The organism is Paraburkholderia dipogonis (genome assembly GCF_046027395.1).
Classification (GTDB): Bacteria; Pseudomonadota; Gammaproteobacteria; order Burkholderiales; family Burkholderiaceae; genus Paraburkholderia; species Paraburkholderia dipogonis_A.
Genome location: NZ_JAQQEG010000089.1, coordinates 1 through 11436 on the forward strand (window position 1 = coordinate 1; position 11436 = coordinate 11436).

Here is an 11436-nt window from a genome sequence, read left to right on the forward strand (position 1 = left end):
ATTCCGCGACGGAACGTTGTGCTTGCCGCACCGCCCGTCAGCCGGTTATCGATGATGTTGGATTTAGTTTAGGCATCTAAGTTAATCGTGTCAATCGACGTCGTGCTCCGTGCGGCGACATCGGGAAAGCCCTAAGCAGGGCCTTCACATGCGTCCACTCGCTTGACATGAAACCGGCATGAGCCGATTATTAGACGGCTAACTAGACGACTGATCCGTTCAGTCCTGCGACATTTTTCCATCCCGCCAAGGAGACAGAGACCATGAGCGGCGACACGATCACGTTGAGCATTGCGTTATCCGACAACGAACGCACCCGCCCGCTCGCGCAAGGCCGCGTGCATGCGCAAGGCGTGAAGTTGATACCTACCGTCGTGCATCCGTCCGAGATGTTCTGGCGTCAGTTGAAGTACGGCGATTTTGACGTCTCCGAGATGTCGCTTTCGTCGCTTTTCATCGCGGCGTCGCGCGGTGATCGCGACTGGGTTGCGCTGCCTGTCTATACGTCCCGGCAGTTCTTCCACACCAATATTCTGGTGCGCACCGACCGTGGTATCGAACGTCCGGAAGATCTGCGCGGAAAGCGCATCGGCGTTCCCGAGTACCAGCAGACCGCCGCACTCTGGTCGCGCGGCATACTCGAGCATGAATTCGGCGTGGCGGCTCGCGAAATAGAGTGGTTCATGGAGCGTGGTCCGGAAAAAAGCCATGGCGGCGCAACCGGTTTCCGGCCGCCCGAGGGCGTTCGTCTGAACCAGATTCCAGCTGCGACGAATATCGGCGAAATGCTCGTCAATGGCGAACTGGATGGCACCCTGCTCTATCTGACCGCGCGCAATCTGGTGGATCGCAGCACGATCGACATCAGCAAGGTCGAAACGGTCAGGCCGCTCTTCGCGAACAAGCTTGCGGAAACGCGCCGCTTCTATGCGAAGACCGGCATCTACCCGATCAATCACACCGTGGTCATCCGTCGCTCGCTCTACGAGCAGCACCCGTGGCTCGCGCTGAATCTTTATCACGCGTTCGTCGATGCAAAGAATGAAGCGGAGCGCGATACCGCCGAAGGCTTGCGCGCATTTCTCGATACCGGTCTGATCGATGCGTCCGCGCAACAGGCGCTCGCCCAGGATCCCAAGGCTTACGGCATGAAGGCATCGCGGCCCGTCGTGGAACACGTGGCGCAGTTCCTGTACGAACAGGGGCTGACCGCACAGCGCGTCGAGGTGGACGAGGTATTCGCAAAGTCGACGCTCGATCTGTAGCGCGAAATCCCGAGGCGCGCCGCAGCCATGCCGGAACTCTCGCCCGCCCGCCGCACCGTGATTCTCGCGACGTGCTGCCTGAGCCTGCTGATGGTCTCGATGGACGTCACGATCGTCAACGTCGCGCTGCAGGCGATCCGTCTCGACCTGCACGCATCGCTCTCCGCGCTGCAATGGGTCATCGACGCCTACACGCTCGTCGTCGCGTCTTTTCTGATGATGGGCGGATCGCTTGCCGACCGCTTCGGTAGACGGCGAGTCTTCCAGATCGGCATGGGCGTGTTCTCGCTCGGTTCGCTGTTGTGCAGCGTCGCGCCGGGCGTGAACTGGCTGATCGCCTTCCGCGCGGTGCAGGCGCTCGGCGGATGCATGCTCAATCCCGTCGCGATGTCGATCATCACGCACGTGTTTTCGGACCCGAAGGAACGAGCGCGCGCAACGGGAATATGGGGCGCGGTGGTGGGCATCTCGATGGCGCTCGGGCCGCTAGTGGGCGGCCTGCTGACGCAAAGCATCGGCTGGCGGGCGATCTTCTGGGTCAATCTGCCGTTCGGCGTGGCGGCCATCGTACTGGCCGCCTGCCTCGTTCCCGAATCGCGCGCGGAGCACGCGCGGCCGCTCGATCCGCTTGCGCAACTACTCGTGCTGATCGCGCTCGCGGCATTGACGTTCGCCGTGATCGAAGGACATGAGTTCGGCTGGCAATCAACGCCTATAGTCGGCATCTTCGCACTCTCCGGGCTCGCCACCGTTGGACTGCTGATGCACGAAGCGCGGCAACGCCAGCCGATGCTCGACGTACGTTTCTTCCGTAACGTGCCGTTCAGTTGCGCGACGCTGCTAGCGATCGGAACGATCGGTGCTTTTTCAGGCTTTCTTTTTTTGAACTCGCTATATCTCCAGGAAACACGCGGTCTCTCCGCCATGCTCGCCGGCTTGTGCACGCTGCCCATGGCGCTCGGCATGATCATTTGCTCGCCGCTCTCTGGATGGCTGCTGCATCGCCATGGCGCGCGGCCGAATATCGTGCTGTGCGGGATCAGCCTGACAGCGAGCGCGCTGTGGCAAACCCATCTCGCGCTGGATACACCGTTTGTCGCCCTGTTCGCAATCTATCTGCTGTTCGGGTGCGGCGTCGGCATGGTCAACGCCACCGTGACCTACACGGCCGTGTCGGGCATGCCGCTCGCACAGGCGGGACTTGCGGCGGCGATCGCGTCGACCAGCCGCCAGATCGGCGCCGCGCTGGGCGTGGCGCTCGCGGGCGTGATCACCCATGCGCGAACCGCTGCCGGTGTGAACTTCGCCGACGCGACGCATCCGGTCTGGTGGGGTGTCGTGATTATCGGCGTGGCGACGGTCGCGCTCGGGTTTCTCTCAACGAGCCGCTGGGCCGAGCGTTCGTCGGCAAGCGTCGCGCATCTGTTGCGTGAGCCCGCGGGCGGCGGCGCCGCGCAGCAATAGAAAGCCAGGGCGCGGGGCGCGGATACGTGCACGGATCGCTGCACGCACGCGCGAACTTCAACGCGGCATCGGCACCGCGACCTGTCGGGTAAGCGCGACCTCCTTTCCGTTGCGTGCCGACTCCGTCGCGGCAACGCACACCTCCAGATTGGCGAGACCCCAGCGCCCGTCGTGCACGGGTGCGCGCAGCCCCGACAGCGCGTCATGAAATTCGCTGACGACCATATCCTGCGGTCCAGGCGGGATGGGCAACGCAATATCCTCGCGGCCTCCAGCGGTGTAGACGGAGATGCCATTGCGCGACTGACGCATGTCGCCTTTTTCGCAACTCACGAGAGTCAGGCCAAACGACGGATGAAAAGGCGGCTGACCGCGATGCATCCTGGCGGCCCGCTCGCGCTTCGCAACGGTTTCATCCCGTTGTTCGCCTCCGCGTACGCTCCCGAATGCGCGGCGCCGCGCGCCGATCGCAGCGGGGTCCGCGGCGAAACCACCTTCGTCGACATCGTCCGACAATTCCGCCGATAGAAACGCGCCATAGCCGTTGTAGATCGCATTGCCGATCGCCCCATCGGCGAAGCGGATCACGACCGTATGCGCGCCAGTCGCTGGACGCGCCGGATCGAAATCGAATGTGGTTGCATTGACCTGCGTGGCGAGGCCTCCGGCAAGCAGGCGGATCACGTCGAACTGATGCGCGCCTTGCCGGTAAGTGATACCGCCGCCACGCGCGGGATCGAGTTCGTCAGGACGACGCGGCCGATAGATCCAGTCCGTGTACGACAGCTGCGTGACCATCCGCACGCGACCTAACGCGCCGCTTTCAATGATCTCGCGCATCTTGTGGATCGGCGCATCGTAGCTGCGCGAATGCCCGATCATCAGCACCCGTTGTGCGCGAGCGGCTGCAACCACCATCGTTTGCGCGTCCTCCAGATGGGCGGCCATCGGCTTTTCGCACAATACGTGCAGGCCCGCCTGCACCGCGATACAGGTGTGCTGCGCGTGCATCTCCGTGGGCGTCGCAATGTAGACGGCATCCAGGTGTTGCATCGCAACGAGTGCTTCGATGCTCTCGAACGAAGGCACGCCCCACTGCGCGCCCACCGATTCGCGCACCTCCTGCACGGGATCGGCGACTGCCGCCAACGCCATGCCGCGATGAGCGGCGATCGCCGGAAGCATCATGCGTGCCGCCGTACCGAGCCCGATCACACCAATTTGATACTGACTGTCGCCCATCTCTCTGTCTCCGCTCGCGTCGGCCCAAATCACATCGCATTGGCCATCGGTCAAAATAATATTAGATACCAAAGTATAAATGAAAGCACGACGAATGTGAGGCAATTCGCGGCCGTCAAAGTCGGTGTATTCCGATGAGGGTAATTCTCTACACGTTCAGGTGTCCGTCAGGATTGACAAGCGGAACAGTGAGAGGAAAATGCTCAGCACATAACGATTAGATGACTAAGTTGTAGCTGCATTTTTTTGCTGCCTCGAATGACAACGTGCCCCGCTTCATGCGCTCTTCTTCCGACGCGGCCTGCACGACGAGAAGTCCGCCTGTCTGTTCACAACCGAACGGTGAAACGCGATGAACGGGAATTCGTTGCACGAAACATCCACGGGTCAACTCAGGCGAACTCGCGGCCGCTGGCTGGTGATCGCGCCGCTGCTGATCCTGTTCTCGTTCACCGTGCAGATGGACAAGACAAACATGTCCGTCGTAATCGCCGATCACACGTTCCTGCGCGCACTCGATCTCGTCGGCAAACCGGCGCACATCGGTATGCTCAACACCCTGTTCGTCGCGGGATACGGAATCGGCATGCTGTTGTGGGGCTTTGTGATCGACTGGATCGGACCACGTCGCTCGGCCATGCTCAGCATATGCGGCTGGGCTTTCTTTACTTTCATCTGCGGCCGCACGACGAGCGTCACCGAACTGTATGTTGCGCGCGCGCTGCTGGGCGCAGCCGAAGGTTGCATCTGGCCGCTGGCGAACAGCTATACGGGACGCTGGTTTCCGTCGCGGGAACGTTCGCGCGTGACCGGCATGTGGGTCAGCGGCGCGTTCGCCGCCATTGCTGTCGGCATCCCGATCATCACGATGATCCTGCTCGCACTTGGCTGGCGCGGCGTATTCATTTCGCTGGGCATTTTCTCGTTCGTGCTGGTGCCGCTCTTCTACTTTTTCGGCGCCGATTATCCGGCGAAAGCGCGGTTCGTGAACGAGGCGGAAGTCGCGTATATCCGCAGTGGCGCGCCGCCTTCGGTGAGCACCGCGAGCGGCGCGCAGCCGACGCTTGCGCAGTCGCTGTTGAACCTGCCCATCGTATTGCTGATACTCGTGCATGCAAGCTCATCGGCCATTCTGTGGGGGTTGACAACGTGGCTGCCCACGTACCTCGTGCGCGAGCGAGGCCTCTCGATGAAGAGCATGAGCGGCGTCATCTCGATCAGCTATATCGCGCCGATTCTCACTGTCGTCCTCGTCGGCTATCTCGCGGACAAGGCGCGTCACCGCGCGTGGGTCGGCGCGGCGGTTGCGCTTGCAACCATGGCTGGCCTCTCGATCGCAATGAGCGTGCCCTGGCTGCTCGTGACCGCTTTCCTGCTCGTGCTCGGCATAGCCGCGCCGATGATCTTCGGCGGACTGCATAGCGCGATGCTGCACGACTACGTGCCGCATACGCAGATCGCACGTTCGACCGGCATCGTCGTGGGTCTCGGCAATCTGCTTGGCTCGTTTTCGCCTGCGGCAATGGGCTATCTGGTCGGTGTGTTCGGCGGCAAATTCCTGGCGGCGTGGGTGATGATCATCGGCCTGAACGGCCTCTCGCTGATCATGTACACCGTCATTGCGCTGATGAAGCGACCGCGCTTCGTCGGTGCTCGCGCCGAAGAGCCGACGATGGTGAGCGCGCGATCCCGGCCGTGACTGAGCGCGGCCCGCGCCCTCGGGTCGCTATACCTCGTTCAGCGAATGCGCGAGCCGGTCGAGTGTGACGTACGCGGGCAACACGCTCTCGAAGCTCGACGGCGCTTGTCTGCCCGTGCGTATCGCCTCGACGAACGCGCGATCCTGCAACTCGATGCCATTCATCGACACATCGACGCGTGACACGTCGACCGCCTTTCCGTTGTGATCGGTCAGGTCGTCGTAGCTCGCCACGAAAGTGCCGTTGTCGCAGATATAGCGGAACGTGGTGCCGAGCGGCCCGTTATTGTTGAACGACAGCGCGAGTGTACAGAGCGCGCCGGAGCGCGCCTTCATCTGGATCGACATGTCCATTGCGATGCCGAGAACCGGATGCGGCGGACCCTCGATCGCCCGCGCGAGTGTGACATGCTCACCCGTCTGGTACGCGAACAGATCGACGGTATGGCACGCGTGGTGCCAGAGCAGGTGATCGGTCCAGCTGCGCGGCTCGCCAAGTGCATTCGTGTTGGTGCGGCGAAAGAAAAATGTTTGCGCGACCAGATGCTGGATCGTCAGCTCGCGCGCCGCGACTTTCCGGTGTATCCATTGATGGCTCGGATTGAAGCGCCGCGTGTGCCCCGCCATGCCCACGAGGCCGCCGCTCGCCCGCTGCGCGTCGAGCAGTGCCTGCGCATCGGCGAGGTTGTCGGCGATCGGAATCTCGATCTGCACGTGCTTGCCCGCGGCGAGGCAGGCCAGCCCTTGCGCCGCATGGACGCCGGTTGGCGTGCACAGGATCACCGCGTCGATATCCTTGCGAGCAATCGTCGCCGCAAAATCAGTCGACGTATCGCCGATACCGAAGCGCGCGCCGACTTCGGCGGTACGCCCGGCGTCGCGGCCGACCAGCGTCGTCACGACGGCGCCGTCGATCGCCGACAGCGCTTCAATGTGCTTGACGCCGAACGCGCCCGCGCCGGCAATGCAGATTCTGAGCGGCTCGCTCATATTGGCTCCCGCAATTCATGCGGTGCGCGCGCGATCGACTACGCCGGCTTCCACACCACGAAGGCTGCACCCACGCCGGTTCCGGCTGGCGTGCGATAGATCGGAATGTACTCCTTCCAGGCCACCGGCAGCGACTGTAGCGCGCCGGCCGCCAACACCCAGTTCAGTATCTCCGAAGATCCCGAGTTCAGCGCCCCGCGAGGCAACGCACGCAAAGCGCGCGCGTCATTGGACTGAAGCGCTTCGAGCACGCCAAGGTCGAGTGTTTCGTCGACGACGAAGTGACTCAGGCCGCCCGACGCGATGATCGCAACACGCGTGTTGCCGTCGATCGCGGCAATCACTTCGCGCAGCTTCACGCCGATATCGTAACAACGCGACGCGCTCGCGACATTCGGTTGAAAGTACGTATTCAGTAGAATGGGGACGACCGGAATGGGCCGGTTGCGAAACAGCCGCTTGACCACGAAGCCGAATGCGTGACCCAGCCCGCAGCGATCGCGTTCACCGATCCGCGCCACCGCGGCGACATCCACTTCACGATCGATCAGACCGTGGACCACCTTCAGGCCGAACTCCGCATCGCCCGGAATGGCGTGATTGTCATCCATCATGTAGCCGCGCCCCATGGTGCGGACCCAATCCGGGCTGTCCTCATGTCCATAGGCGTCGCTCGTGACGAGATTGTCCGCGTAGTAGACCGCGAACGCCGGCTGATTGTCGGTGCCGAACAGTTCGCCCTGATCGTCGCCGACGATTAGCGCAATGTCAGGCGCGGCTATCTCCAGGATATCTCCCAGATGATCGAGCGCCGCCTCGCATCTCCGCGCCTTGCGTTGCAACTCTTCCGGCTGTGCGGCTTCTGCATAGCGCGGGCCGACTTCGGCGAGCAACTGCGCGTAATTCATCCGGCGGCCGTCCGACAGGTTCAGCGCCGGGTTGTTGAAATCGGCCTGCGCCCGATGCCGCCAGTCGCTGCTGTCGAGCGTAAAAAGCGGCGTATGCGACGTGCCGATACCGAGCACGATTTCAGCCATCTTCCACTCCTATTGTGCGTTCTCCGGCAAGCCGTAAATATCGAGCGAGCGTTCGCCGCGTTTGAGCCGCGCGACTATGTCCTTCTCTTTCGCTTCACGTTCCATGCCCGCCGCCACGATCTTCTCCGCGTTCTGCGCCGGCAGCACGACCACGCCGTCGGCATCGGCCACCACGAGGTCGCCCGTGGTGACGAGCACGTCGCCGATGCGCACCGAGCCGCCCAGCGCCCCTGCGCCGTCCGCGCGCTTGCCGGTGCCGCGGATGCAGATGTTGGCGGCAAAAACCTTGAAGCCCAATGCGCGCAATTCCTCGACATCGCGCACGCCACCCTCGGAGATGAAACCGGCCAGATCGCGCGCGAGCGCGGCATTCGCCATCACGCCGCCCCAGTAGCCGGCTTCCGCAAATGCGCCGCATTCGTGAAGCAACACCGCGCCTTTGGGCGCCGCATAGATCGCGCGATGCAGCCACAGGTTGTCGAGCGCCGGCCCCGCAACGGTGAAGGCGGGCGCGGCAATACGCCACTGCGCGTTGAGCGGTTTGATCGACGACGGCAACGCGCCTATCTTGCCTCCGGCCTCGTGCAACGTAGCCGACCCGAGCCGGCGCGCGTTGTCGAGCAATTCGGCGGAGAACCCTGCGCTCATGATGCGGCCCGCGTTTGCAACGAGTGATATTGCTGTTTCTTACGCACCTCATCGAGGCGCTCGCCGCGCTCCACTGCTTCGCGTATGCGGTTCTCCGCTTCGTCGATTCGCTGCGCCACCTCGGCAACCTGCTCGGCGCGCTCTTTCGGCACGGCGACCACGCCGTCCCGGTCACCGACCAGCAGATCGCCCGGATTGACACGCACGCCGCCAATCGACACGCTGCATTGCACCGCGTCGACCGCTACACGGTCCTTGCCGGTGCGCATGTAACTGCCGCGCGAAAAGATCGGATAGCGCATGTCGATCGCGCGCGGCGCGTCACGGCACACGCCGTCGATCACCGTGCCGCCCAGATGCTTGCGCGTCGCGACGATGGTCAGAATGTCGCCCCACACGGTGGCGTCGAGCCGCTGCTGATTGTCGAGCGTGACAACGGTTCCTTCCGGCAGATCGTCGATGTAATCGCCGACCGTGCCGCCATGCACGCCGCACGGCACATAGCGAACCGTGAACGCGGGGCCGGCCAGGCGGAACGCCGGATCGAGCGGTACGATGCCGAGGCATTGGCCGGCAATGCCGAGCTTGTCGAGCGCATCGGAGATGGTGGTCGTATCCATGCGGCTCAGTAACGAAACGGCGCTGTCTATCATCCCTGTCCCCTCGAAGCGTCCTTGTTCAACATGCCTTCGTATTGATGTCCCATCACCGCGCTGACCGGTTCGCCGCTGCGCAGGCGTTCGACCATCTGCCGTTCGCGATCAGCAAGTGACTCCGCCAACTGGATCACTTCGAGCGCACGCTGCGCTTTCACGAACACCACGCCGCTACCGTCCACGAGCACGAGATCGCCGGGATACACGCGAATGCCGCGCACCACGACCGGATCCTGGCAGGCTGTCTCCATCACGCGCGAGCGTGCGGTTGCAGGCACTGCGCCGAGGCCCACCACAGGAAAATCGATCTCGGCCGCCTCGTCGATATCGCGGCACATGCCGTCCACGATCACACCTTCGATCCCGTTGCGTTTCGCGGCATACGACAGGATGCCGCCCCACCCCGCCGCTTCCTGATGCGCATGATGCTCGACGACGATCACGTCGCCCGCGCCGCCCATGTCGACCGCCGCGGTGCACAGATGACGCGGCGCCGTGCCGCCATCAGCGGGACCGAGCGTCACCGTGATAACGCGACCCGCGAAACGCTGGGTGCCCGCGAGGCGCCGCAATCCGAACGCGACGCCGCGCAGCGCGAGTCGATCTAGCGCATCCGATACCGCGCAGGTGTCGAGCTTCGCGAGGCGCTTCACGAGCGCGAGTTGCGCGTCGTCGTCAGCGTTGCGTTGGGTTCGCGCCGGCAAGGCTGGATTGCCGTTCATGACGCTCCCTTACTTGTAGTTTTTGAAGCGCGTATAGAGACGCGCACAATTGCACTCGAAGATGTTGTCGCGATCTTCGCCGGTCAGGAAATCGATTGCTTCGATGACCGGCTTCAGATCGTCGAATGCCCGTCCGGTTTTTGGATTCGTCGCGCTGCCAGTGCCGGGATTCTCCGTGGCGAATAGCACGCGATCGGCGCCGATCGTCTTAAAGAGCAGTTCGAGCGCGTTCTTGTCGTACGTGCAGGTGTCGAACCATAAACGCTTGAGCTTGTCGTCGAAACACTCGCCGCCTTTGCGCACTGCCCACGCACGAAAGCGCCCCATGTGATAAGGAATTGCGCCGCCGCCATGCGGCACGATCAGCTTCAGGTTCGGGAAACGCTCGAACACATCCGAACTAGCCAGCGAAACGATCGCATTGCTCTCTTCGTTGATGAACTTCATCGTGTAGCTTTCGCGCGCCTGGCAACTGCCGGCCGAATGAACGAGCGCGGGAATGTCGAGTTCGCAGAGCTTTTCGTACAGCGGATACCAGAACGGGTCGCCGAGACCAGGAGGCTGTGGACCTTCACCTTCGGTCGGATCCGGATTCAGCAGGCAGCCAATAAAGCCCTGCTCCTTCACACGGAATTCGAGTTCCTCGAAGCAGTTGACTGGCGACGTGTCGCGGAATTGCGGCAAGCCCGCCACGGCACGAAACCGTGTCGGGAACATCTGCACGGTTTGATACACGAGGTCGTTCATGTGGTGCGCCCACAGCGCCGGCACTTTCGCCGGCTTGATCGAATGCATCTGCATGTAGGGGCGCGGCGACAGGAACTGGATGTCGGTACCGACCTTGTCCATGATGTCGATGATGGTCTGTCCGGCGTCGCGTACCGCCTTCTCGGTCAGCGTCGGCGCGCTGCTCGGATTGCCACGGTTGCCAACCAGCTCGGCCATGTAACGGTAACTCTCTGGCGGCACGACGACGTGTGCATGGGAATCGATGATCATAGGCATGTCGGAAAACCTCCTCACGAAACAATGGCGACGACTTCCAGTTGGACCAGCATGCCGCCTGGCAGGTCGTAGATGAGCGTGTGGCGCGCGGGCCGGTCGTGCGGATCCGGGAAGCAGCGCAGCCATTCCTGATTGACAGCGGCGCGCGCGCTGTCGTCCTTGATATAAACCGTCATGCGAACGAGGTGCTCGAGACCCGCGCCGCCCGCGGCCAATAGCGCCTGCATGGTCTGAAACGCGAAACGGGCCTGCGCCCCGGCGGTGTCGGGCAACGTATCGGTTGCCGGATCCTTGCCTGGAATGCCCGACGAATACAGCATGTTGCCCACGCGGGCGCCCATTGGAATCGGCGCATTGCCGTGGCTGACACCCGGCACTTCAAGAGAGCGCCCCTTGTGTTGATTCATCTGTCTCCTCCTGGCTTCGCATGACACATCATGCACGCGTGGATGAATACGTAGATGGCTACTTAGGTCTCTAATATCATGCAGCGTCATTGCAGTGTCAAGGCAATTTTTGATGGCCGTGATGCGCTTGCGACCGGATACCGTCGCTTGCGCAGCGCAACACCCGTAAGCGTCGGAATGCCGATACTCACCAGGCGGAACTCTGGATTGACAGCATGTTATTAGATTCCTAAACTTCATCCACCATTCGCGTGAAGACACGCGTGACGGCGCGCGTGCCGATGAATAAAACCGCATTCGC

General features: G+C 62.6%; 11 protein-coding genes. 3 read left to right on the forward strand and 8 right to left on the reverse strand.

Annotated features, from left to right (window positions below):
- Positions 1-263: 263 nt before the first annotated feature.
- Both PQR32_RS41510 and PQR32_RS41515 read left to right on the forward strand, forming a co-directional pair.
- A complete protein-coding gene (locus PQR32_RS41510) occupies positions 264-1265 on the forward strand; it encodes a PhnD/SsuA/transferrin family substrate-binding protein (protein ID WP_408241513.1) in 1002 nt (333 codons plus the stop codon).
- Between the two features lie 27 nt (positions 1266-1292).
- Positions 1293-2729 carry an MFS transporter gene (locus PQR32_RS41515; RefSeq protein WP_408241516.1) on the forward strand — a complete coding sequence of 479 codons (1437 nt, stop codon included), beginning with the start codon at positions 1293-1295 and terminating at the stop codon, positions 2727-2729.
- Between the two features lie 57 nt (positions 2730-2786).
- Here PQR32_RS41515 and PQR32_RS41520 read toward each other — a convergent pair whose 3' ends face one another.
- Positions 2787-3971 (reverse strand): Gfo/Idh/MocA family oxidoreductase, encoded by a 1185-nt coding sequence (locus tag PQR32_RS41520; protein WP_408241519.1) that lies wholly within the window; start codon positions 3969-3971, stop codon positions 2787-2789.
- 352 nt (positions 3972-4323) lie between these two features.
- Between PQR32_RS41520 and PQR32_RS41525 the strand changes: the two genes are divergently transcribed.
- Positions 4324-5670, forward strand: coding sequence for an MFS transporter (locus PQR32_RS41525; RefSeq protein ID WP_408241522.1), 1347 nt, complete (start codon positions 4324-4326; stop codon positions 5668-5670).
- Positions 5671-5697: 27 nt separating this feature from the next.
- On the opposite strand, the gene PQR32_RS41530 is transcribed toward PQR32_RS41525, so the two are convergent.
- From PQR32_RS41530 to PQR32_RS41560, 7 genes are read right to left on the reverse strand one after another with little or no spacing between them, the layout of a single operon-like run.
- Entirely contained in the window at positions 5698-6660 is a 963-nt protein-coding gene (locus PQR32_RS41530) for a Gfo/Idh/MocA family oxidoreductase (RefSeq protein ID WP_408241525.1), read from the reverse strand.
- A 38-nt stretch (positions 6661-6698) separates the two neighbouring features.
- Positions 6699-7697: a DODA-type extradiol aromatic ring-opening family dioxygenase gene (locus PQR32_RS41535; RefSeq protein ID WP_408241528.1), complete on the reverse strand. Its 999-nt coding sequence runs from the start codon at positions 7695-7697 to the stop codon at positions 6699-6701.
- A 9-nt stretch (positions 7698-7706) separates the two neighbouring features.
- Entirely contained in the window at positions 7707-8345 is a 639-nt protein-coding gene (locus PQR32_RS41540) for an RraA family protein (protein WP_408241530.1), read from the reverse strand.
- Positions 8342-8965: an RraA family protein gene (locus PQR32_RS41545; protein WP_408241533.1), complete on the reverse strand. Its 624-nt coding sequence runs from the start codon at positions 8963-8965 to the stop codon at positions 8342-8344. The genes PQR32_RS41540 and PQR32_RS41545 overlap by 4 nt, the downstream gene beginning before the upstream one ends.
- Before the next feature lie 29 nt (positions 8966-8994).
- The gene (locus tag PQR32_RS41550; protein WP_408241536.1) at positions 8995-9723 is read right to left on the reverse strand and encodes an RraA family protein; all 729 of its coding nucleotides are present in this window, start codon (positions 9721-9723) and stop codon (positions 8995-8997) included.
- A gap of 9 nt (positions 9724-9732) precedes the next feature.
- A complete protein-coding gene (locus PQR32_RS41555; protein WP_408241539.1) occupies positions 9733-10728 on the reverse strand; it encodes an amidohydrolase family protein in 996 nt (331 codons plus the stop codon).
- Between the two features lie 14 nt (positions 10729-10742).
- Complete coding sequence (locus PQR32_RS41560) at positions 10743-11135, reverse strand: RidA family protein (RefSeq protein WP_408241542.1); 393 nt, start codon at positions 11133-11135, stop codon at positions 10743-10745.
- Positions 11136-11436 lie beyond the last annotated feature (301 nt).